The 22742-nt window shown below is 55.9% G+C and carries 23 protein-coding genes and 2 pseudogenes; 4 read left to right on the top strand and 21 right to left on the bottom strand.

The features are described from left to right. Nucleotides 1–77 precede the first annotated feature (77 nt). The 12 genes from NGM28_RS15105 to NGM28_RS15160 are packed head-to-tail and all read right to left on the bottom strand — an operon-like array spanning nucleotide 78 to nucleotide 9162. Nucleotides 78–443: a hypothetical protein gene (locus NGM28_RS15105; RefSeq protein ID WP_252090625.1), complete on the bottom strand. Its 366-nt coding sequence runs from the start codon at nucleotides 441–443 to the stop codon at nucleotides 78–80. Further along, entirely contained in the window at nucleotides 443–1117 is a 675-nt protein-coding gene (locus tag NGM28_RS15110; protein ID WP_353620522.1) for a DsbA family protein, read from the bottom strand. Before NGM28_RS15110 ends, NGM28_RS15105 begins: the two co-directional genes overlap by 1 nt. Further along, nucleotides 1095–1403 (bottom strand): hypothetical protein, encoded by a 309-nt coding sequence (locus NGM28_RS15115; protein WP_252090627.1) that lies wholly within the window; start codon nucleotides 1401–1403, stop codon nucleotides 1095–1097. The genes NGM28_RS15110 and NGM28_RS15115 overlap by 23 nt, the downstream gene beginning before the upstream one ends. After that, the gene (locus NGM28_RS15120; RefSeq protein WP_502943858.1) at nucleotides 1400–4393 is read right to left on the bottom strand and encodes a conjugative transfer ATPase; all 2994 of its coding nucleotides are present in this window, start codon (nucleotides 4391–4393) and stop codon (nucleotides 1400–1402) included. The genes NGM28_RS15115 and NGM28_RS15120 overlap by 4 nt, the downstream gene beginning before the upstream one ends. After that, nucleotides 4393–4842, bottom strand: coding sequence for a TIGR03751 family conjugal transfer lipoprotein (locus NGM28_RS15125; protein ID WP_252090628.1), 450 nt, complete (start codon nucleotides 4840–4842; stop codon nucleotides 4393–4395). The genes NGM28_RS15120 and NGM28_RS15125 overlap by 1 nt, the downstream gene beginning before the upstream one ends. Continuing rightward, nucleotides 4820–6316: a TIGR03752 family integrating conjugative element protein gene (locus NGM28_RS15130; RefSeq protein WP_252090629.1), complete on the bottom strand. Its 1497-nt coding sequence runs from the start codon at nucleotides 6314–6316 to the stop codon at nucleotides 4820–4822. Before NGM28_RS15130 ends, NGM28_RS15125 begins: the two co-directional genes overlap by 23 nt. Continuing rightward, nucleotides 6297–7187: a TIGR03749 family integrating conjugative element protein gene (locus tag NGM28_RS15135; RefSeq protein ID WP_252090630.1), complete on the bottom strand. Its 891-nt coding sequence runs from the start codon at nucleotides 7185–7187 to the stop codon at nucleotides 6297–6299. The genes NGM28_RS15130 and NGM28_RS15135 overlap by 20 nt, the downstream gene beginning before the upstream one ends. Continuing rightward, nucleotides 7184–7834, bottom strand: a complete 651-nt coding sequence (locus NGM28_RS15140) for a PFL_4703 family integrating conjugative element protein (protein ID WP_252090673.1) — start codon at nucleotides 7832–7834, stop codon at nucleotides 7184–7186. Before NGM28_RS15140 ends, NGM28_RS15135 begins: the two co-directional genes overlap by 4 nt. 8 nt (nucleotides 7835–7842) lie before the next feature. Then, nucleotides 7843–8226 carry a TIGR03750 family conjugal transfer protein gene (locus tag NGM28_RS15145; RefSeq protein WP_033899127.1) on the bottom strand — a complete coding sequence of 128 codons (384 nt, stop codon included), beginning with the start codon at nucleotides 8224–8226 and terminating at the stop codon, nucleotides 7843–7845. Nucleotides 8227–8239: 13 nt separating this feature from the next. Then, nucleotides 8240–8590, bottom strand: a complete 351-nt coding sequence (locus tag NGM28_RS15150) for a TIGR03745 family integrating conjugative element membrane protein (RefSeq protein WP_502943859.1) — start codon at nucleotides 8588–8590, stop codon at nucleotides 8240–8242. Nucleotides 8591–8608: 18 nt separating this feature from the next. Next, on the bottom strand, nucleotides 8609–8842 hold the full coding sequence (locus NGM28_RS15155) for a TIGR03758 family integrating conjugative element protein (protein ID WP_502943860.1): 234 nt from the start codon (nucleotides 8840–8842) through the stop codon (nucleotides 8609–8611). Between the two features lie 2 nt (nucleotides 8843–8844). Beyond that, nucleotides 8845–9162: an integrative conjugative element protein, RAQPRD family gene (locus tag NGM28_RS15160; protein WP_502943861.1), complete on the bottom strand. Its 318-nt coding sequence runs from the start codon at nucleotides 9160–9162 to the stop codon at nucleotides 8845–8847. Between the two features lie 356 nt (nucleotides 9163–9518). Here NGM28_RS15160 and NGM28_RS15165 point away from each other — a divergent pair, with 356 nt between their 5' ends. Further along, nucleotides 9519–9983, top strand: a complete 465-nt coding sequence (locus tag NGM28_RS15165) for a hypothetical protein (protein WP_252090631.1) — start codon at nucleotides 9519–9521, stop codon at nucleotides 9981–9983. 230 nt (nucleotides 9984–10213) lie between these two features. Here NGM28_RS15165 and NGM28_RS15170 read toward each other — a convergent pair whose 3' ends face one another. The 7 genes from NGM28_RS15170 to NGM28_RS15200 are packed head-to-tail and all read right to left on the bottom strand — an operon-like array spanning nucleotide 10214 to nucleotide 15995. Next, nucleotides 10214–10963: a TIGR03747 family integrating conjugative element membrane protein gene (locus tag NGM28_RS15170; RefSeq protein ID WP_252090632.1), complete on the bottom strand. Its 750-nt coding sequence runs from the start codon at nucleotides 10961–10963 to the stop codon at nucleotides 10214–10216. A gap of 10 nt (nucleotides 10964–10973) precedes the next feature. Further along, complete coding sequence (gene traD / locus NGM28_RS15175; protein WP_252090633.1) at nucleotides 10974–13190, bottom strand: type IV conjugative transfer system coupling protein TraD; 2217 nt, start codon at nucleotides 13188–13190, stop codon at nucleotides 10974–10976. Between the two features lies 1 nt (nucleotide 13191). Next, nucleotides 13192–13440 (bottom strand): hypothetical protein, encoded by a 249-nt coding sequence (locus NGM28_RS15180; protein WP_252090634.1) that lies wholly within the window; start codon nucleotides 13438–13440, stop codon nucleotides 13192–13194. An 8-nt stretch (nucleotides 13441–13448) separates the two neighbouring features. After that, nucleotides 13449–13979 (bottom strand): integrating conjugative element protein, encoded by a 531-nt coding sequence (locus tag NGM28_RS15185; RefSeq protein WP_252090635.1) that lies wholly within the window; start codon nucleotides 13977–13979, stop codon nucleotides 13449–13451. Next, nucleotides 13976–14524 carry a lysozyme family protein gene (locus NGM28_RS15190; protein ID WP_502943862.1) on the bottom strand — a complete coding sequence of 183 codons (549 nt, stop codon included), beginning with the start codon at nucleotides 14522–14524 and terminating at the stop codon, nucleotides 13976–13978. The genes NGM28_RS15185 and NGM28_RS15190 overlap by 4 nt, the downstream gene beginning before the upstream one ends. Then, on the bottom strand, nucleotides 14521–15288 hold the full coding sequence (locus NGM28_RS15195) for a TIGR03759 family integrating conjugative element protein (RefSeq protein ID WP_252090637.1): 768 nt from the start codon (nucleotides 15286–15288) through the stop codon (nucleotides 14521–14523). Before NGM28_RS15195 ends, NGM28_RS15190 begins: the two co-directional genes overlap by 4 nt. 8 nt (nucleotides 15289–15296) lie before the next feature. Further along, a complete protein-coding gene (locus NGM28_RS15200; RefSeq protein WP_252090638.1) occupies nucleotides 15297–15995 on the bottom strand; it encodes a methyl-accepting chemotaxis protein in 699 nt (232 codons plus the stop codon). Nucleotides 15996–16275: 280 nt separating this feature from the next. Between NGM28_RS15200 and NGM28_RS15205 the strand changes: the two genes are divergently transcribed. Next, nucleotides 16276–17406, top strand: a complete 1131-nt coding sequence (locus tag NGM28_RS15205; protein WP_252090639.1) for a DUF3800 domain-containing protein — start codon at nucleotides 16276–16278, stop codon at nucleotides 17404–17406. Nucleotides 17407–17538: 132 nt separating this feature from the next. On the opposite strand, the pseudogene umuC reads toward NGM28_RS15205, so the two are convergent. Further along, nucleotides 17539–18705: pseudogene (gene umuC / locus NGM28_RS15210) on the bottom strand (translesion error-prone DNA polymerase V subunit UmuC); the annotation flags it as partial. A gap of 348 nt (nucleotides 18706–19053) precedes the next feature. On the opposite strand from umuC, the gene NGM28_RS15215 reads away from it, so the two are divergent. Continuing rightward, entirely contained in the window at nucleotides 19054–21957 is a 2904-nt protein-coding gene (locus NGM28_RS15215; RefSeq protein WP_252090640.1) for a TrlF family AAA-like ATPase, read from the top strand. A 104-nt stretch (nucleotides 21958–22061) separates the two neighbouring features. Here NGM28_RS15215 and NGM28_RS15220 read toward each other — a convergent pair. Then, a pseudogene (locus NGM28_RS15220) lies at nucleotides 22062–22292 on the bottom strand (TetR family transcriptional regulator); the annotation flags it as partial. An 84-nt stretch (nucleotides 22293–22376) separates the two neighbouring features. On the opposite strand from NGM28_RS15220, the gene tnpB reads away from it, so the two are divergent. Next, complete coding sequence (tnpB, locus tag NGM28_RS15225) at nucleotides 22377–22736, top strand: IS66 family insertion sequence element accessory protein TnpB (RefSeq protein WP_252090641.1); 360 nt, start codon at nucleotides 22377–22379, stop codon at nucleotides 22734–22736. Nucleotides 22737–22742 lie beyond the last annotated feature (6 nt).

A 22742-nucleotide genomic window follows, 5' to 3' on the forward strand; every position in this document is an offset into this window, starting at 1 on the left:
AATTTGGATAGTGCTCACTACTGTATCTCCTTTAAAAATTTCGCTTCATACTAGCGCGTCCAATCTTCACGAAACTATCAAAATAAGACGTTTTTTTTGATAGGGCTTGAAATATCGTCGAACCATTCCGCGTCATCAGGATCCAGCTCCTCCAAATTCATTTCGCGCTGCAGGTTTAGCTCGATCACGGTACCTGGTGCCGGCGCATACCAGTCGACGATCACGAAGCGTCCATTACCTGTGGTAGCGTCGTAGTCCATCAATACACAGTCGTCATTCCACTTCTGGAGAGCCCAGCTTAGCTCAGCGTGCGAGGGTAACTCTTCCCCGGCCGGCTCAAGCTGAAACCATCCGTGACCGGAGCCTGAACTTGGAAAGAACCTGCTTGGCAGGTTGCGCTCCTCGTCATTGTTGTTGGTGCGCGAGACCGTGAGTTGGATCATTACCTTGACTCCTCTTCGCTCAGTGGGGCCTGGGCGGCAAGGGCATCGATAACCGAAAGCAACGCAGCGCTGTCTACCGGCCCCTCCAGGCGAATGCTGTGCCCCGTCAGACTGTCGGTGATCTCGATTGTGGGGGTAGCGGCAATGCCTCGGCTCTTGGCCACAGCCAGCTGTCTCTCAACAGCTTCACGGATGTCCGTGTATGTCTTAGCGCAATTGGAAAGAGACTGGGTGGAGACACCGGGCACCTCCAAGTCTTCAACGAGTCCTCGTCCATTGCCTCGTGTGCGCATCAGGACCTGGTCGATCGCCTGCCAGAAAACCTCTGTCCCCCCCAAGTACCCTGCGCATTGCACAAGCCGTGCCTCCGATAGTGCTGCGGCTCCGTGGGTATCAAGGGGAAAGTGGTGCCAAGCGAGCTTCACGTTGTCTTGCTCGCTAACCCATTGCTTGAGTTGGGGGGTATATGCCCTGCAGTAGGGGCACTCGAGGTCTGCGTATTCGGTGATGGTCCATCGAGCACTGGGAGACCCGAAATACCAAGTCCCGCTCGGCCCACTCGATTGTGGGCTCTGGTTCGTTAAATGCCAGACAGCAACGATTAAGCCGGCCAAGAGTGGCAGGTAGGCCAAGCTGCCTATCAAGCGGTCTCTACGCATGTGGCCCACCCTCATCGCCAGACACTACTTGAACTGGCTGGTATAGGCGCTGCAGTGCATCTTGAAGGTCCGCGAGGGCGCCCTCGGGCTGTGGATGCTGTTGCAGCCACTCACTGAAAACGCCCTGGAGCAACGGCAGAAGATCTCGTCGATCAACTGCGTTATTTTTGATCTGCTGCAGCTCTTCGATGAGTACCGGCGCGCAAATTGCCAAGGATTGGAGCGTATCGTGCCCGGGGTCTTTGAGCAGTTGGGTCAGGTTATCAATGATGCTCTGGGTCAGGGTATTCATGACTCTCATGCCATGCGCTCCACGGCTTTCTTCGTTTCGGGAAAGATGATGGGGTAAGGGGTAATGCCGCGTTTGCGATCCAGGTCGGCGGCCACCTCCAGAGCGGCGGTCAGCTCGTCGCAGCCCAGGGCCTGCATGATTTCGTACCGCTGCCTCTTCTCTTCCGGCTCAGTCATCGCCAGCGCGAGGCACAAGCTCGGCGGGACGACGCGAAAGAGCAGTTCGATCCGCTTGGCGAGAACAACCCCCTCTGTGAACTTGCCGTTCTCCTTTCGAGCCGACAGCATCATTGTCTTCTGTGCCGGTGTCAGCTCGCGGAATCGCGCGATCTTCTCCACCTCGTCTGGCGGCATGTTCAGGCAGATCCACCATTCGATCATGTTCAGGAGCGCCGACGCCTCTGGCGGGACGTCATCAACGTTCTGGGTCGCCATCCAGAACCAGGCACCGAGTTTCCGCCACATTTTTGTGATCTTCACGGCATACGGGGAGAGAAGCGGCACCTTCAACTGGATATGGCCTTCATCAGTGAAGAAGATCAGTGGCCGTCCCTTGAATTGGTCTCGCTCAGCAATGTTGTTCACGGTGTTCAGCAGCGAGATGTAGGAGATCGCCATTTGTGCCTGGTAGCCCTCGCGTGCGTAGGTGGCCAGGTCCACGATCGTGAGATCTGCCTCAGGCCAGGCGGTACCTGGGCGGTTGAACATCTCAGCTTCAGTGCCCATGGTGAACATCCCCATGGCCTCGGCCATCTCCATGAAACGGTTGCGTCGGCTTTCCGGGATGCCATCGTCGTTTGCCATCGCTTGGAGAGCCGCGCAGATATCTTCGGTCAGCACTGGGCGGTCCTCGCTGACGCACAGCTCAGCAGCGTTCAAGATGCATTGGCGGACGGCGCTACGATCGGCCCGACTGAGTCGGGCGTCCTCTTTCGGCTCTCCACCAGTGATCATCAAGCGTGCGGTGATCTCCAACTCGCCCAGGATGTCCCGCTGCTCGTCTTCCATTCCCGCTAGAGCATCGGCCAGGTGCTCATCGGAGGCGTCCACGTCCGAGGCATCCAGGACCTTCACATGGTCCTTGTTTTTGACCAGCTGGACGGCGTCGACGAAAGGCGCAAGGCTCACCCCAGAGCCGGGGGAGAGGCGAACCCGGTTGACAGTCAACCCGAGCCGCTGTGCGAACTCACCCAGTAGGCCGAAGCTGTTTCCTGCCTCGACCACAAACAGGCGTGGTCGGTACAGCGCCAAAGCCTGAAGGATGAGGTACGTGGCACTGGCCGACTTACCTGAGCCGGTGGGGCCGAACAGAAAAAAGTGCGCGTTCATTTGCCGATCAAGCTTGTTCAGCGGGTCGAAAGTGAGAGGTGCGCCTCCTCGGTTGAAAAGCGTTACCCCTGGGTTTCCCGTACCTGTAGAGCGCCCCCAGACTGGTGCCAGGTTAGCAATGTGCTGTGTGAACATCAGTTGGGTGTACCAATCTAGTGCGCGGTTTTCACTAGGATCGAAGTTGCATGGCAGCCAGCGCAGGTAGCTGTTCAGTGGCGCCACTTCGTCTTGAGGTTGGACTGGTTGCATACCGGCGCCGAGGAGCACGTTGCACAAGTTGATGGTGCGCTCCTCGAGCACGGCCTTGGTCTGGCCACGGAGAAAGAAGGCGACGCTGCCGCGATACAGCTTGTGCTTGCGCCCAAGGATCGATCGGGCCTGCTGGACGTCTTCCCGCGTGTGGCTGGACGCCTGGGTATCTCCGATCGCCTTCCTGGACAGTTGTTCGAGATGCCCTTCAAGCAGATCCTGTGGTGTAGGCACCATGGTGATGCACAGTACGGTGTCTTCCGGCAGTCGATCGAACAGCGAGTTCAGCGCGTCTGCTTGTTTGGTCTCACCAGTCAAATGTCCAGTGAGGGGCGCGTTCTTCAAACGATCGAGCATCACAATTCGGTGCGGCATGCCATCGAACGACCAAAGACCACTGTCCATGTCCGATCGCGGTTCCCGGAAGAACAAGTTCTCCGAGAAGTCGGTGCCGCTGGCCACGGGAACCTCTCCCTCTTCAAGTTCCCGCAGTGGTTGGCAGACCGTCTCGTAGAATCGACGGATATCGCGATCAGTCGAGCCCAGGTGGTCCGGGTGTGGGTTGAACCAGCCTACGAGCCAGCGCTTGATCGCGTACCCATCCATGCGTTTGGTCGTGACGCCGGCGTTGGCCAGCGACCCTTTCAGGCGGTCGCAGATTGCTTTTAGGTAGGCGCCTGGCTCCTGCCCCCGAACCACGAGGTCCTGCTTCTTCACCCGGCGATACACAACCAGGCGGACTTTCCGTGTTTGCCCGCGCCAAGGAAGATGGCTGACCGCCGTATCGACGAACAATCCACCCGGCTTGGAGATGGACTCGAGGTGATGGCGGAACAGCTCGAGGTACTGCTTGGTGAAGTCCGTGTTCTCAGCTCGCGGCTGTACGTAGGCCTGAAGCTTTTGCAGATAGTCACCCCAGTCCGTTTCGTCCTGGGCGTAGAGCTGGACTACCCAGTGGGAGCTCTCCAGCTCGTCGAAACTGTCCTGCAGAACACCTTGCAACGCATCGCGAGCTTGCTGAAGCCAGTCGTCGGAGCGCCCCTCGGTGCCGATCGGTACCAGTTCGAAAAACGCTGCCCTGGATATGCCATCCTCGAGGAGCATGGCTTCTTCCTCGGGCAGATATTCCGCCCAAGGCAGCATGTCCACGAAGGAGGGGTTTACCTCGTACATTCTCGACACGTCTGCTTTGGTCGCTGGACGACGTTTAGGGTTCTGCCAGTCGATGGGTGACGGGATGCCCATGGATTCCAGGCGGGTGATGTACCGGTCGGTCGCAGCCTGGCGGACTTCTTCGCTGAAGGCCGCACTGTTCGCAGTAGGGCAGTCGCTGACTGGCTCGTGCCCGGTGGCTGTCTGGCCAAGCACGGGCTCTATGGGTGTTGCAGGGTTTTTGCCAAGCCACTTGCTAATGATCTGCATCAGTATTCCTCCGTCCGCTCGCCTGGCATGGCGTACTGCACGCGTTGATACATCGGGAACACCGTGGTGTAGCCCGGGACCGGGACCGGATCTGTTCCAGCCAAGTGCGGGAACACGTACATCACCAGGTCAGGGTTCGGCAGGCGCTTGAACTGGCTGTAAATCTCGTTCTGGGGCGTGCGAGTGAAGGCGTCAGCACCTGCCTGTTGGCGAACTACCTGCGCCTCATCGAGCGGCCGGCGGAGCTCTTGGCGCGCATCCAGTAGCATTCTGTTATTGGAGCTGCCAGAGGTCCCGCCAGACGTTCCGTGTTGCCAGACGTCCATCATGTTGGCTTCCCCGTGGGGCAGTAGCTCGTCTTTGTCAGTCGTGCATCCGCCGAGAATGAGGGCGAGCACGAGCCAGGCTCCGGCCTGCAGGTGGGGCTTAGTCCAGGTTTGCGGATACATGGTTGGCTCCGGCGTTGTAATCGACCTTGCGGCCTTTGATCTCGTAGTCGATGGCGAGCTGCTGATCCAGATGAACGGCGACCTTCGCCCCGGGCTGAACGTACACGGCAGCGAATGCTTCGCCGTAGAGCTTGTTCATCCAGGAGCGGATATCGCTGACCCCGCCAGTGAGGATGGCGCCCATGGCGGAGTTCCCCGAGGAACCCGTGGTGCCGAAGGACGTTCCCCCGCTGCTGAAGGTCGTCGAGCTATTTTGTTCATCAGCCTTCAACAGTTTGGCGATGCCGGCGCCCGCGGCCGTCACCAGGGATTGGTTGGTCAAGTACTCCTTGGCGTTGGACCGGCGCTCGCCGGAGATGCAGGGGATCCCGTAGGAATCGCTGATCCAGCCGACTCCGCCCTGGATTGCAGGCTGGCCGTTCCCGTTGTTGCTGTTCTGGTTGTTGTTCTGGCTGCCGTTGGCGTCATCTGCCGGGGCTGGGAACGATCGGACCGTGCCGTCGGCGAACACGAACGTCAGGCTCCGGACTTGCCCGCGCACGCAAGACAACGTCCAGTCGCCCGATGCGGTACCACTGGCGACGGCGCCTACGACGTCAGGTAGCTCGATGCCGTTTGCGGTTAGGTTGTCCGGGCCGATCAGGACCTTAAAGGGGAAGGGGTCATTGACTGTTCCATCGATCGGGACGCGGCCAATGAGCGCCGACATGGCCACTGACCCCATCAGAGTCGAGTTCTGGGGCAGGGTGTAGGCTTTGCGCACTTGCTTGCGGGTATCCTGGGGAGACATCTCAGCGCCGATGTTCTGCGCCGTCGCGTTGAGAACGGTCTGGCCTTTGTCCAGGGTGTTAAAACTGGTGGGAAAATTGAAACCGCTGGCCGCCTGGGGGGAGCCCGGCTGGAGTGGTTTACCGCTGGCGTCCACGGCAGTGGCGTCGGTTGGCTCCACCCAAACGAGACCATTGGACTTCGTACCCTTGTCGAAACCCGCGCCGTCACCTGGTTGCACACCAAGCCCGATGGGCAGGTCCTGCCCAGCGGCATTGGGGTTCTGCGACAGGGTATCCAACTGACGCTGGAACTGGTCCAACAGGCCCATGCTCTGGTTTTTAACCTGCTCCTGCAGCTCGCCCTTCGTATCATTCAGTTTGCTATCGACATTCTGATCTATGCGCGAGAGCCGGAGCTGGAGCTCTGCGTTCTGGTCCTTGAGTTCTTTGTTGTCGGTCAGCACCTTTGCGATCTGGTCTTTCACCTCCCGGCTTTCAGCGACCACTGTGCGGAGGGTGTCGGCGGGGGTGTCACCGTCTACCCCTAGCTTGCGCGCGGTGTCGTTGCCGATCTTGATCGTCTCTTCTTCAGGAGCCGCCGATTCGTCTTTCTTGCTCCCACCCTTGAACAGGATGATGAGCGCTACGATCAACACCGGAATGAGCAGGTACTTGAGGAGTGGATTACTTTTCAGGCTGCCCACGGCGACCTCCTGCTTTCGGATCAATTTGGCTGACCGAGGACGGCAGCAAGGCCTCTTTCAGTCCTTTGCCTTGGGTGACCAGGTAAAGCGTGGTGGTATCGCTGGCGTTTCCGCGAGCACCAAGGTACGGGTGCTGGAATGTTGCCGTGGTGAAATTGCCCATCAGCTCTGTTGCATTCATCGTCAACTGCTGGGTGCTCAGGTTCCTCAGCTTGACCGCAGTGACATAACTGTTATCGAGGCGCCAAGCCCCCAGGATCGATGCCTCCACTGGCAACACCGGCAACAAGGTGCTCAGGTCCAGGGCACGGTCAACTCGCACCTGGCTGATGCCGGCGACAGGCTCAACGGTCCGAAGGGGGGCATACAGCATTTGCGCCGCATAGCGGGTCAGGGCCACCGGCGCAGGAGTCTCATGGCGGGGTGCCGGCGGAACATCCTCCTCCTCCGACGTCGCGGATCGCCTCGTCGGCGCTCGTGTGGCGGTGGTATCACCGTAGTAGGTGGAGGGAGCCGCACCAGCGACGATCTTCGCGGGCTCAAGCTTGGCTTGGCCCTCTGCTGCCGGTGTCGCGGCAATATCCACCAGCATGATCTCGCCGGTGGCCACATTCTGAAGCTGGAGCCGGGTCGGTGGAATTTCCTGGCTAGCCAGGAGGTAGACCGCGCCACCGGTGCTCTGGACGCGAAGCATGCCGACAAGCTGCGGAGGCATGCCTACGCGCACGTTTTGGTCGACGAACACAATGCGCTCTTGACCGACAATTAACGGGATTGCCATGGGGATACGATCCCACTGCAGCAGCTCTACCGCTTTCACATCGGCAGCTGCAAAGAGGCCCAGAGCGAGGAGGCAGGCGCGCAGATTCATGGTTTCACCCCGGCGGCTTGCAGATCAACCTCGATGCGTTGCGGGTTGGAGGCGTAGCAGTTCCACATCAACCCGAACGGATTCTTCTCTGGGTTGACGTCGGCCCTGACAATCGACAGTGGGTAGCGGGTCATGGCGCGCTTGACCCGCTCCCCGTTCACCGACTCGTCAGCGAGCAGATCCAGGTTGACAGTCCAATCGTTGATTCCGATTTCTTCCACGCGCATCACGCCAGGGTCGGTCAACCCGTGGCCCGGAATTTCCGAGACGCTCCGCTCACGGCGGCGCAGCTCACCAGCGTTACGGCGCATCTCGTAGTCTTTCTGCAGGTATTCCTTGCAGCCAGGGGTCACGTAGGAGGTCAGACGCTCGATGTTGTCCTGATAGTCGTCGTCCCCGTTTTTCTCCCAGCGTTGCATTTGCTGGAAGATATAGAACCCGAAGGCATACACGTTCTCTGGAGGCACCTCCCACCATTTGCGAGTGCTGCCAGAGCGGAGATCTGGCGGCACATGCACGGTCAGGTCTTCGGGGGCCTTGTGCCAACCGTAGAACGCAAACAGACTGACTGCGCCCAGCACAATGACCGCGATTCGCAAGCTGAGAATGTGTGCCTGCTGAGCATCCACTCGTTTTCGAAAACTCATGAAGATCCCTACTTTCCTGTACGACGGCATGTCCATGCACCCTTCCGCGTGACCAGCTGGGGGGCACCGAGGAAGGGGAGGTGTTGAGCCATGTAGAACTGGAGCTGGCGGTAAAACCATGTGTCCGGCCGGCCGCGCTTCATCTTCCGGAGAATTCGGCTTGCCACGGTCAAGCCCAAAGCACCACCTACAAGCGCGCAAGCGATGAAGAGCGCTGGGTTGCCGAACAAGAACGACACAGGGATGCCCAGAATCACTCCGGCCCCCCCACAAACACCGACCGTTCCCCACATCTCATCAGCCGTGAGGCCGCCCATGACGATGGGTTGCCTGTTCAGGTTGTGGGGTAGGAAGTCGAGCGTTCCATCCTTCAGGTAAGTGGTCTCAGCCATATCGCAGCACCAGTTAGAGGATGCCAGTAGCTTTGGTGACCATGAAGATGCCAACGCCGATCAGGCTGATCCCGACAACAGCGGTGAGCCCCAGGTCTCGCCACTTTTTCTTGCCTTCATGGATATCGTGGTAAACCCCATAGGCATGGGACGCGACACCCACCATCATGCCTCCCAGAAGGAGAAGCCCGAGCAGCATGAATCCGTCATACCCATAGTTCTGGATAGTCTGCAGCCAGCTGGTGCCTTCACCCCGGGTTGGGGCCTGTGATCCTGGTAGAGCTGCCGCCGCGAGCCCGGGTAGCCAGACCATTGCAGCTGAGGCAGCGCTGATCAGTGATTTGGTGGTTTTTCGAACGGACATCGATTAGCTCCTTAGTAGCTAGCTGAGAACGAGTGCAGAGAGGATCAGTAGCAGGACGATGACTCGGACGGTCGACGACCCTGCAATGTGTTTGTCAATGTTCTGGGTCGCCCAGCCGCGGTAGATGCTGTACAGCGCCCAGGCCCCCCACAGCGTCGATAGCGCGATGACAGTGCCGACGAACAGCACAGTGCTGGCTTGGGGGGTGATACCGCTGGCGGCGTTGAACGCCGCCACTTGAGTCCCGCTCATGCTCATGGCATTCGCCCGCCGGTGAGGGTGTATTTGCCCGCCAGCTCTGCCGGATCCCGTGGCTGTGCGCGACTTGGGGTCAGGTACTCCTGCAGACCTTGGCGAACACGTTGGATGTCGCCGGCCAGGCGTTCATAGTCGAAGTGGTAGCGCTGACCCGGTTCGCTGGCGATCGTGGCGCTGCGCCGCGCCGAGTCCTCCAGGGCATTTAACTGACGGATCATCACTTCGATGTTGGCCTGTTCTGATGCGCCGGCACCCTGTGCGCTGGGTACAAATGAAAAGCCGCCGCTGACGCTGATCAGCGCGCCAAGCAGGATTCGGCGAGAAAATGTAATGAGGTGGTCAAACTCGTTCACGACAGGTCTCTGGCACGACTGACTGTGAACTCAGGATGCCGAGGTGAGGGGAGAGCTTGCCTCAAGAAATACATATCCCGAGTCCGTAGAATTTCTTCTCGAAGCAGTTCACGTTGACGAAATGCTTCAACCGATCTTGATACAACACCTGATCGGTCAAAACCGACTAAATCCCATTGCGCCATTTTCAGAGGGCTGGAGTGAAGCCAGGACGTGGGCGTACGAATTTTCGTTCATTGACTGCTTGCATATTGGCAGATAGCCACCATGTTCCAGGTGGAGGCTCCCTGTCGGACAGCCCATATGGAGAGTGACAAATGGCAAAATTGAAGATCGACGGTCGCGAAGTGGATGTAAACGTTGGTTCCGGTGGGGCTCAGTTCACTCTAGGGGATAGCACCGTAAAAGTGGATGCAGAGGGTAATTTGCTCGGTGCGCAGGCGTTTGGAAACACCATAGAGCGCGTCGAAGACGGGATGGTTATTACTCGGCCTAGTGGCGCAAAAATGAAGATGGCGGATGATGGCACGATCACCTTGCTGACATTGCCTAAATCGGTTGGCCTTCTCGACCTCTCCAAAGTGACCAATTACACCATCCAGGGTGAAGGTGATTCCACCGTGCATCAGGTGACGTTTGCTGATGGCGGTCAAGTTCAGCTCACCTACCATCAAGGCCAGTTCGCTAGCCTTTCCGGTCATCGGGTACTCCAGAGGTTGAACGAAGAACACGAGCTGTTCATCGGCCAGTCTGCAGAAGAAAAGCCAGCGCTGGAGGCTTGAATTCAAACATGTTGAAACCGGGCAGCGCCCGGTTTTTTGAACAGAACATCGCGCTGGACCTAGTGTTAAGTTACTCCTGCGTGATGATCAGTAATTGCTCGTGGGCCCATTGCATCATGCTCCTCCTTGTGTGAACCAGAAGAATAAGGTCAGCAACAAGACCGGTAACATCAGGGGAAGAGTGATGTCCAAAAGGACATTGAATATGCGGTCGAACATGATGCAGATCCTCACAGATATTTCTTGAAGCTCGCGGCCGTAATGTTCACGGATATGCCTAGCAGGGCGGCGCAGGGGAGTAGCACGAGCATGGGATTGATGCTGATGGGGAGAGCCAGGTAGAAGGTCCACGGGAAAATGGCCAGCGGAACGATCGTTGCGCGCGCTTTGTGGTAGAGGTAGCTGGACTCCCGGCCGGCACCAAACTTACGGAGATCTCGCCGCACCAGGCCATCGACCAGGCCTGTGAGTGCAGCCATGGCAAAAAGCGGTACCGTCATCAGCAGCACGACCAGGCGGACGCAAAACACCAGGACGGTGAAGAGGGCCGCCAGGGCATAGTTCTGGACCGTTGTGACGCTTTGAGCGGCCCAGTAGCGCATATCCAGCTCGTTGCGTGGCCCGGCCTGGGCGATTGACTCCATCCCCTGGACCCAGCTGAGCATCCCGGTCTTCACGATCAGCCAGTCATAGGCTTCGGTGACCAGCCATGTCGCAGTGCGCCCCGGCTCTTGGACGATGGCACTGTGGACCAGCCCCTTGGACAACCAGCCGACCTCGCTGACCAGCATTTGCTGGCCGTGTCGCCAGCCGGCTTCTGGCCAGAAGAAGTAAAGGCATACCCAGTCGACGAGGATGGCGACGATCAGCGAGCCGAACATCACCCCGAGGAAGTTGAACGGGAACCAGAAGATCTTGCTGAACAGCGATTCCTGTCGCTCCTGCTGCTGTTCAGCCTTCTTTGAAACGTCATCTGCCATGGGCTACACCTCAAGCTGCTTCATCGGTGGCCACATGGCGGAAGTCTTCGACCAGGTCGTCGGGCAGGGCGGTTTTCAACGACTGGTAGCCGGGAGCCTCCCACCAGTCGTTTGCGGACGCCGCCGATCGCCGCATGCCGGCGGCCAGTTCCTGCAGATTGCTGGGCATCACGTCGTCTGGGTCATTCGCCGGCAGTGGCATCCGGATCTTCCAAAGGTTGCCGCCTTCGATCAAGGCGAAGGCCTGGCCCTTGGGCAAGCCAACAATGTGGGCTGGCTCAATCATCGGCACACTTGCCAACTGCACCTGGTCGTGCGAGCTGGAGGTGAACGCTGTCTTCCCATTGACCGAATCGTTCGCGCTGCTCGCTGGCGTGCTGTTGTAGATCTGGACTCTCGGCAACTGATTGGTCAGCAACTCAGCCGTTGCAGTCTCACGGACGCGCAACATGAACAGGTTGTTGAAGTTACCGATCACTTGGCCGGCCTTGGCTTTTGAACCAATTTTGGCCTCGATGTCGCTCATCGTCTGCGTGTACGCGGTGATTTGCATGCCGGCACCACCGGCCTTGTTCACCATGGGGATGAATTCATCGCCAATGAGCTCGTTGAATTCGTCTGCGTGGAGGTTGATTCGGACCTTGCCACCGGCCATATGGCCGGGCAGGCCATCATCGATGCCATGCTTGTAAATGTGGCCAGCGACGGAGACCAGGTCGCTGAACATCGAGTTGCCCACCGCCGCAGCCACTTCGGTATCGGATAGCGCATCGAGGCCGATGTAGACGACCGCACGCTTTCGAATCACTTGCATCCAGTCGAAGATCGGTCGCTGATCAGCGAGATCCAGGTAGTCGGGTGCGAGGAGTTCAGCGATACGGCCAGTGGTGAGCTTTTCGAGGAGTGGCAACAAGGATGCAACGATCTTGTCGAAGTAGGTCTTGTCGTAGCGCACTGCGCTGCGCAGACCATCCATGACGGAGTCGTTGATGCGTTTCTGGGTCAAGTACATGTCGATGGCCACGACGCGCAGCGGGCGATCTTTCATGGCGAATGACAGGTTCTTGCGATCGATCTTGCCTTCCAGCTCGACGATGGTTTGCCAGGCCTTCGGATCATGTTCAGCGAAGTATTTCTGCGCGTACTCGATGAACAGCTCGTCGATGTTGATGACATGCCGCCGGATCTGCTCGTAGTCGGGGCGACGGCCTAGCGCAACCAACGATTGCGAGATGATGTTGACGAATCGCCAAGCGAACTCTCGAAATGCAGCAGAGTTGCCTTCACCGGAGAGTTGGCCCGCAATCCGGGTCGCGACTTCACTGATCCGGCCAAAACGACCGATGGCATTGTAGCGTGCGGAGATGTCTGGCCAGCCGAGATGGAACACATAGAATTCGTCGAGGCGTCCAGCGCGCTTGCACTCTACGTACATGCGCTTCAGCAAGTCGGCGTCGCCCTTGGGATCGAACACGATCACAACCTCGTGGTCAGGTTGCTGGTCGGGCCTACGGCGTCGGCTCCACCGATGTGGTGCCTGATTTCTGCGCCCCATGTGCACGCGTGTCCCGCGTCGATGTGTACGGCGTATGTCTTGGGTGATGAAGACTTCAGCCAGCCGGGTCTTCCCGACCCGTGTGGTTCCACACACAAGGGAGTGCCCGACTCGCTCGCCCAGAGGAAGGCTGACGTTCTGCTCATCCGGTTCGATTCCGTGAAGTCTGGGCAACCCGCCTACAGGGGGAAGCGGCCTGGCTGGGTTCCAGTTTGAATCCCAGCTGGTGAGCTTGATGATCGCCCTGAGAGGGAAGGGCGCGAACTCCAGACGCTCCTCCAACCAACGTGCCCGTTCGTAGAGCTTGGTGGGTTCGACATAGACCGCGTACTGAGGGAGGTAAGTATCGGCCAAGCGCTGTGTGTGTTTCTGAGTCCATCGGAACCCACGGCCGATGAACAGGCGTTCGTTGCTGATCGGTATTTCAGCGCTGGTCATTGTGTAGTGGGGGAGCCGCCTGAGGTTCGCCTGGTAGCGTAGGACCCTCCGTGCCTGCAGCAGCCGAATGGTGCCCAGGTAGGCAAAGCCCAGGGCAGCAACAATCCCGAATAGTGGAGTCAGGGCAAAAGCCCAGGGCGCGCCAACGCAGAGCGCAGCTGCCACATAGCAGACCGCAGTGGTGAAGAGCTCCACCGGTGGGCGGAGCAGAGACTCAAGGGTGTAAGTCGCCATGTCAGGTCCTCGCGGTGTAGGTCATCGCGTCGACTTCGGCGCGCGCCTGCTCGACCTGGTCCGGAGTCAGCCGCTCGGCCAGCCGCTGGGCGAATGCGTGCTCGTTGAGTTCGGAGATCCCTGTCAAGCGCGCACCGTAGAGCTCGCTCACGTGACGGACCTGCTCGATCATTTGCTCCCGGCCGGGACGGTGCAGGGGATGGCTGATGATCAGCGTGAACACCGGCGATACAGGTCGTGTGGGGCGCATACCGGTTCTCACTGCTGAAGAGTTGTAGCTGTGATCAGCACCGGGTAGTGCTGCAGCCCCAGGCGACCAGCAATATCGCTGGCAGGAACAGGCATCACCTGTAACCCAGGTGCCCAGCGGCGGATCTCCTGCAGTCGTGCAGCGCTGGTGACATTCACAGCGAGGCCTACTGCCTGCAGGCGTTGAAGAGCCGGCAGTTGTTGCTTGAGCCAGGCTTGCGACATCAGATCGTCACCGACGAGGAACATCGGCTGCAGGCCTGCTGCATTGATCACCCGTCCCTGCACTGGGCCCGGACTCAGTTCTGGAGTCGACACCGGGAACGCGCCCCCAGCCCGGACGCCAGTCACAACCGGGGGCGCGTGCGCGGGCTCGGGCGCAATATCCTGGTAGTAGGGCAGTGCGGATGCTCCGCCGCGGTCCTCCACCACTGTGAGCACCGCTTGCTGGTCAGCATGGGTGGGCACGGCCAGGCTGGTCACAATCGCAAAGGCCAGGGCTTGCCCGACGTGTGACCGCCAGGCCTGGGGATATGTCATGGGGTCCGTACCTCGAAATTGATGCCGGTGACCCGGCTGAGATGTTTCGCGAAGTAGCCACGGTACTTTGCTGCCGGCGCGCCGCCGGCAGGGCGGTGATACCGCCCGGCAGCATCGATCCAGGTTCCACCCTTGGCCTTCTGCTCAGCCAGGATCTGGGCGGTCACCGCTAAGTTCTTGTAAGGGTCCAGGCCTTCGCAGGGGACGCTGTAGCGATGCCCGTTCGAGCGAATATTGGTTTGGCCAAGTCCCACGTCGACCCGAGCGGGCCCGGCCGTCGCAATAGCGATCAACAGCGCCCGGCAAGCGTCTGCGCGGGTGGCGAAACGATAGCCGGTACCGGCAACATTCAATGTCCACGGCCACGGCACAAGCTGGCCGCGCAGTCGCGTCCCGCTCTCCTGCAGCGCCACTGAGTAGAGCACGACGGGCGGAACCCCGTGCCGGATCGCGATCGCCTTGTAAGCTGGTGGCGGATCTTCTACGCCCCATGCGTTGCCGGCGAGCAGCAGCACGGGCAGAAGACAGAGCCGCCAGCCTCTCATTGACGACGCCATGATCCATTCACCTGTGTCACGGCGGCAGGCAGCGATCCGCCGAGCCCAAGGCGAACCCAACGGCCCTGGTCATGATTGAGTGTGATGAGTCGGCTTTTAACGCTGGACGGGTCAACACCCGCGAGAATTGCCCAGCGGCGGATTCGCTCATCGTCGTTCTGGCTGCCGACAAAATACAGGTCAAATGGAGTCTGGGACGCCTGCAGGCGTTTGACCTGGTCAATGCAGGGCAGGCAATCGTCCTTGACGAAGAGCGCCATACGTCCATTGCCTTCCAGAGCTGGGCCGGTTACGGAGGATCCTCCCGGGGCCGTATTGGAGGCCGAGATCTCAATGGCCTTGATGCCCGGGAACAGGCGCTGGTATGCCTCGTCGTAGACGCGCTGATAGGCGAGCTCCCTGTCGACTCGCTGACGCTCGGCCTGGACCTGCAGTTCGGCAAACCGGCGCCGCTCACTATCCGACCTTGCCTCGATTCCAAGCGCCGTCAGTGGGTCAAGCCCTGGCGAATACACCCCCCGGGGCCCCTGCATCACCTCTTGATATCGCTCATACTCCTTGGAGGTCAGGCCCCACTCCTGAGCGGCCTTCTCATGAGGTTTGTTCTGCGAAAGGGTGCTTTCCTGGGTGAGCTGCTGAACACTGGAGGCGGCTCCTCCTGATGCCGGAGGCAGCGGCGCGGCCTCAATGCCCACAGCTGTAAATGCGCATGCGCATGCGCAGGCGATGGCTCGAACGATCGGTAGATTCATGGCTGTACTCATGGCTGGATGCTCAGGGTTCGGGTTGTCCCACCTGCGTCGAAGGTTGCGGTTCGCTCATCCACTGCCTTGAGTCGCCAGGTGCTGCCGCTTACCACTTCGCCGGGACGGATCAGGTAGATCTGGCTTAGGCGCGTGCTACCTGTGGGCGCCACGGATAGGAAACGCTCGCCGCCGCGATATTCGAGCCCCACCATCTGGAAGGGCGGTGGCTCTTGCGGGAGAGGTGGAGCTTTGGCCGATATCTGCTTCGGTTTCGGCTTAGGGGGGGAAAGCTTCGAGGCTGGAGCAGCGACCTGAACTTGTGGCCTGCTCATCTTTTGCAACTTGCCACCAAGCGTTTCAAGATCTGCTTTCAGTACAAGGAGGTCACCAGCGCTCGCGGATGAGCGGGTGACTTCAAGTGCGGTGTCTTGGGCCTCCTTGGCCATGGCCTGCGCGGCATCGAGACGGCTTGAGAGCACTTGTTGGCTAACACGAAAATCTTCCATTGTGACCGAGGGCTTCCCCGACATCGTATCTAGCCGGTCATCGATCACGCTAACTCTACCCAGGATGGCGTCGATGGACGTCTTCTCTGCAGCCGCACCTAAAGCTCTATCAAGGGCTGATAGCTGGTACTGCTGGAATGCAACGACGGCGCCGAGGACGAGTAGTCCAGCAGCAATAGGAAGATGTATTTGGATCGGCAGTTTCATGGGGTCTCCTCGAAGCCAAGGACACCCTCGCGTAAGCGCGATTTTGTTTCAGTAGAAAATGCACAACCCGACCTACGGGAATTTTGTGCCAGCGTTGCGAACAAGGCTGGTCAACTGTCCCAGCTTCTCCTTTGGGCAGGGCGCCGAGCTAACGGCATGACTGCTAGCGGTTCAGTCATACTCTTGACTCACGAAAGGCGCCCTGCGTCTAGAATGAAGCTTGAGCACCATTAGATGGAAGCAGAATCAGATTTTTTAACGCGATGCACAAGGAAGATATATGTACTTCTATGTAGATGAGAGCGGGCAAACTGGTCTAAATTTGTTTGATCCACAGCAGCCGGTTTTGTATTACGGGGTTTTGTCGTCGCCCTATGATCTTAATGAGGCAGCTAAAGACTCTGTGCAAGAGCTTCGCAAACGCTTTGGTGTTGAAAGGCTTCACTCTAATGAGCTGGGGGTCGGGCGGCTGACAAGTGTTGCGTTGGAACTGTCCGCTTTGCAGCGTGATTTGGATCTGACCTTCGATATCTATCGCGTAGATAAGGCCGATCATGCGCTGATTTGTTTTTTTGACCAGGTTTTCGATCAGGGTCTTAACAAGGCTGTGCCGTGGACTGCCTACTGGACGCCTCTTCGGTACGTGGTTTTAGCAAAGCTGGCATATCTTTTTGATGAGGACTTACTGAAGTTGGCTTGGAAAGCCCGAATTGAGAAAAACTCAGCTAGGGCCAACGCGATGTTACAGCAAATTTGTGAGGTTCTGCTGAGCCGGGTGGACAATCTCCCAGATCCGCGAAGTCGCGAAATTATCGGGGATGCCCTTAAATGGGCTAATAGGCATCCAGAAGAAATTCACTATAATATCTACGGAAATGAGGATAAGCTGCAGATCTCTCCAAATCTAATCGGTTTTCAGTCCGTTATGCATGGTATCGCTTTGAGGTTGAAAATTGGAGAGGGAAAAGCTGCAGCAATCGTCGTTGATAGGCAGGGGGAGTTTAATAAGGCGCAGGAGTATATTGCAGATTTCTATCGGAGTGCCAAGGAAAAGAACGTGCCTTGGGAAATTGGACCGGGTTTACCAAAGATGGATCTTTCCAATATACCCGATGTTCCTATCACCTGCACCCCTGGAGATATGGATGCAGGTCTAGAGTTGGTTGATATATACCTCTGGCTGATGAAGCGTGTCATCGAAAAGAAAGACGTTTCGCCGGAATTGTTGGAGTTTATTGCTCCTCAGTTTGAGAAGGGAATGACAGATGAGGTTTCCTTCGCAGGCATAATGAGGCGCTGGGAGCCTGTAATTATGAATCTTCCTGAACCTTCCCCGGAGGAGCGGCGAAAGTGGAGGGAAGTATTAACTCGCCATGAGGAATATCGGAAGCAGCATTTAAATGGAATCTAGCTGTATCAACGGCGTTGTCGAACGTTTCGGCGGGTGACTTTGTTTTGGTGCAGCACTGAGGGCTGCACCAATTCATTGATTAATGATTACCTATTTCTAGCCGTATGAAATGCTGACCTGCGGAAATTAGTTTTATGAGACCCGCCACAGCTGATCAATCCTGGTTGTAAACGACTGACTCATCATCTCCCGGCGCATCCCCCAGTCGGAGTTTCGGGGAACATTAGCGGACCTCAGAGTGCCTTTTCCGTACCGCTGGTTTATGCCATCCATTACCGACATCAGGCGATCGCAAGTAACCGGCTGCGTTGCCGCGAACAGATCGTCGGTGAAGTCGCCTGGTTGCCGCAGATCGAGCAGTAGCACCTCGGCTTTGCTGTAGCGGTAACCATCCTGGTACACCTTCTCCACAGCCTCAGTCGCCGCCCGCGTGAGCAATAGGGTGTCGTTCGTGGGGTAAGGCAGCTCAACAAGCGCCCCTTTCGCCAGGTGAGGTTCGTTGGGATTGAACATGCCGGTGCGGATCGATACCCGCATGCGTTTGCACACCGACCCTTGGGCGCGCAGCTTCTCAGCGGCTCGTGCTGCATAGGTGGCCACCGCCTGCTTGATTGGCGTCAGCTCTGTCATTCTCTTGCCGAACATCCGGCTGCAGCAGATTTCCTGCTTCGGCGGGTCAGCCTCATCCAGCTCGAGGCATGGCGTGCCGGCGAGCTCACGCGCGGTCTTCTCCACAACCACACTGAACTTCTCGCGCAACATTCGCGGGTCGGCCTTGGCCAGCTCCATCGCCGTACGGATACCCAAGGCCTCCAAGTGCACCGTCATCTTCCTGCCGATGCCCCACACCTCTTTCACCTCGGTGTTGCGCAGCACCCAATCGCGCTTGAAGTCATCGGTGATGTCGACCACTCCACCCGTGTGTGTCTGCAGGCGTTTCGCGGTGTGGTTGGCGAGCTTCGCCAGGGTCTTCGTGCGAGCGATTCCGACCCCGACAGGGATGCCGGTACAGCGCAGCACCTTGGCACGCACATCATGCCCGAACTGGGTAAGGCTCCCTTGCATGCCTGTGAGGTCGGCAAAACATTCGTCAATCGAGTACACCTCGGCCGCCGGCACCATCGACTCGATCAGTGACATGACCCGCTCACTCATGTCGCCATACAGCGCGTAGTTCGACGAGAACGCCACGATGCCGTGACGACGCAACTTTTCCCGGCACTGGAAGTAGGGCTCGCCCATCTTCACGAACGGCTTGGCGTCATACGACCGAGCGATCACACATCCGTCGTTGTATCTGAATGACACTAACAGTTAGCGCCATATAAGTCATTGATCTATATATGAATTGTCTATCTAACAGTTTTCAAGAATTTAGTATCGACGATACCGTCTAGGTGGCGCGCTCGAAGGAGTATGAGCTCGCGCAATGTTTCTACAGGTGGGTAGCAGACGCCTGCCAACCCGTGTTCCTGTCGAACGGATCATGCTTCCCCTTCTCTAGAGAAATGCCCACCCAAACAACGTTCACATATGCAGGCGCCTCGAAATCGGCTTCAATAGCATTGATGGCTCAATGCCACCCGCACTGAAAGTAGAAAAACAGCCAAACTCGAAAGCTTGCAACTCTAAAATGGATGATTTGAAGTGAATAAGACTTACCCAAAAGGATCGGAATGGCGCAAATGGGATCTTCACGTGCACACCCCTGCCTCTGTGCTCAGAAATGAATTTGGCCAAGATTGGGACAGATATGTAACTGAACTCTTCACGCGAGCTATTGCATCCGGAGTTAGCGCAATTGGTGTTACCGATTATTATCTACCAGAAGGGTACAAGATTCTTAAACAGAATTATTTAGACAACCCTGAAAAGATGCAGGAACTTTTTGATGCCGAAGCTCTTCTTGCTATTAACGAAATCAAAGTATTCCCCAATATAGAGTTCCGAATTAACAAACTGGTTATTGGCAGAGAAGCCGATCTTTCCTGGAATCGAAAGGTTAACTACCACGTTCTATTATCCGATGAAATACCTGTAGAAAAAATTGAAAGCGATTTCATTTCGCAGATCCAGATTTTTTTCAATGCTACCGTTGGCAGCCAAATTGAGCGCCGTCCACTTACAAGATCTAATCTTGAAGAACTCGGTCAGCGTCTGATTGCAGAACACCCACCATTCGCAACGAAAGGTAGCGCATTATTCGTTGGAATGATGTGCGCATCTGTAGATGAAGATGAAATTTCGAGGCTTCTTAATCAGAATGCTTTTTTTAGAGAAAGGTACCTGACAGCTCTTCCGTGCGACGAAGACCTTAGCGATGTCAACTGGAACTCACAGGGACACAATTTACGCAAAAACCTTATAAAACAGGCGCACTTCATATTTTCGTCAAATCAAAAAACCGCAGCATTCTTTCTTGGTGGCAAAGAAAAAGCCTCTTTCATAAAAGAGTTTGGGGCAATTAAAGCTTGTTTATGGGGCTCCGACGCACATAAATGGGATGAGCTATTCAACCCCGCCAAAAAAAGACATACATGGGTCAAAGGTGATTTAACTTTTTCAGGCTTAAAACAGGTAATTTACGATCCTAGCTCAAGGGTTGCGATACAAGAGCTCTCACCGCAGCAAAAAAGCCCGTACCAGACCATTGAAAAAGTTCGCTTCTTAAACAATGGGCAGCAAAAGCTATTCAGCGAGAAATGGCAAGAACTCAATCCGGATCTGAATACGATCATAGGAGGAAAATCTTCCGGAAAATCTTTATTGCTCTACCACATTGCCAAAGCGGTAAATGCAGAAGAAGTTGACAGTAAAATACAGTTAGCTAAGGCGTCGACTTACACGGGATTACCGTCTCTTGACTTTGAAGTGCACTGGTCTAACGGCGATATTAGCCGGTTTTCAGAAACCTCAGAAAAAAAGCCCATAACATATATACCTCAGCTCTATATTAACCATCTCGCCGAGGAAGATGGAAGATCCCAGCTCAACACGCTAGTGCAGGACATACTTCTACAAAACTCAACATTTCAACAATTTTCTGAAAGCCAAGAAAGAAAAATAGTTACAATCAACAAAGATATAAATCAAAAGATCGACTCTTTTTTTGAGCTTAGAGCCAAGTACAGCTCTCTAAATAAGGAGGCAGAAGCAATTGGGACGCGACCTGCTATTACGGCCGAGATTGAAAGATTGCAGGCTGAAATTAAAACTTTGCGCGAAAAATCCGGCTTCTCCGATTTAGAGGAGCGAAAATACAAGCGTCTTTCGACTCGCAAATCAAGCCTTGATAAGCGGGAAGCTATTATTTCCAAAATTGAGACTGGGTGTCAGCAGATAACCGCGTCTGTCACGAGTAGATTTAATGCCCAAATCGAAACCCTTAAAGACTCGATACTTGCTGATATAGATCTGCCAAGCGAGTCAACCTTTGCAAGCAATGCTCTTGACTCTTTAGAGCGAAAGCTATTGCGCGCAGTTGAAAATTTTAAGCAAGAACTATCTAGCAGCATTCAAAACATACCAGCATTAAATATAAAAATAGCAACTGAATCCAGCGAAATCGACAAAGCACTCCAACCTCTTTTAATTAAAATCACTGACCAAGCAACACTTGATCTTGCAACCAAAAAGCTAAAAGCAGAGGAAGGAAAGCTAAAACAGCTAGATAATATTGCTGAGAAACAAACGTCAATAAAAACACAAGGATTAGATTGCAAGCAAGAGCTAACCAATCTATACGCCCAGCTTATACAAACCTATTACGATTATGCTAAAGAAACCTCAAGGCCGGATTATCAATTTGAAGACGACATTGCGGTATCAGCAGAAGTCATGCTGAACGAGGATAAATTCAACGAGTTCTCCCTGTTATTTGATCGGCGCGGTAATATGAGCACTTTATTAGGTGATCTGGTACTACCCACGGGCGAGCTAAACTTTAATATCGAAACTCATGCAGAACGCATCACAAATACACACTCTACCTACATCAAAAAGATCAATATTCCCGCGACTCGCAAAGGCATAGAAGACATTGAGGTAATTAGAAAGCTTTATAGCGATTGCTTTTATATAAACTATGTCGTCCATTATAAAAGCGATGATATTGCAACCATGTCACCAGGAAAGCGTGGATTGGTGCTATTAAATTTGATTTTGCACTTAAGCAACGCATCACATCCAATTCTTATCGATCAACCAGAAGACAACTTAGATAACAGAACTATTTACGACCAACTGAAAGATTTTATCAGGCAGAAAAAAAGAAAGCGCCAAATAATTATGGTCACTCACAACGCGAACCTAGTGGTAGCAGCTGATGCGGAGTGCGTAATTGTAGCGAACCAAACAGGCCAACAATCGGATACCACTGTAGACAACTATCGATTCGAATACTTCAGTGGGAGCTTAGAGTGCTCTTATGAGGCACCGCTGACAGGCGGCCCATTGAGATCTCAGGGCATCCGCCAGCATGTATGCGAGATCCTGGAAGGCGGAGTTACGGCCTTCAAGGAACGGGAACTAAAATATGGCTTTAAAATTTAGCTATTATCAAATAAGGCGTTAAGCATTTTTCTCTAGCTTTGTCTGATCGCAGATCTGTTAAGATGATTTAAAAAACGGAAAAATAAAAAGGAAGAACAACACACTCAATCAGGGGCCTTTCCGTTAGGGGGCCCTGACTTCGGTACAAAGGTGACGACCTTACGGTCAACGACCCCCTTCAATTGGGCCATTTCAAGTATCAAAACCTGATTTACAGATGCCAATCGGGCGAGTTCTTCCAGAAGCTGCTCGTTTTCCGCACGGAGGGCACGATTTTTCTCCTTCTCAACCATCAGCGCCTGGTGTTTCGAATCACGCTGGGCGCGTACTGACTGTAAGCGCTCCATGAACCCCACATTCAAAGCGCCTACCTGATCCCCGATGCTGTGCTCCCGTTTTCTTTCTGGAGCTCGCCGACCATGATGCGACCCGACGCCAAAGTCGAAAAAGTGTACCTCTACCCCAAGCCCGTCGACTTTCGAAAATCCATCGATGGCCTGGCTGCGCTGGTCGAACTCGATATCAAGGTGGCGGTGTTCGACCCGGTGCTCTTCGTCTTCCTCAACAAGCCGCGCAACCGCGTGAAGATCCTGTATTGGGAGCGCAACGGTTTCTGCCTGTGGCTCAAGCGCCTGGACTCCGAACGGTTCAAAACTTCACCCGATCCGACTGACGTCGCCATTGTCCTGACCGTCCAGGAACTGAACTGGCTGCTCGACGGCTTCGACCTCTGGCGCAACCGTCCGCATCAGGTTTTGACGCCTCGATTCGTCGCCTGATTCGGT

This window comes from Pseudomonas sp. MWU13-3659 (assembly GCF_023757525.1).
Classification (GTDB): Bacteria; Pseudomonadota; Gammaproteobacteria; order Pseudomonadales; family Pseudomonadaceae; genus Aquipseudomonas; species Aquipseudomonas entomophila_E.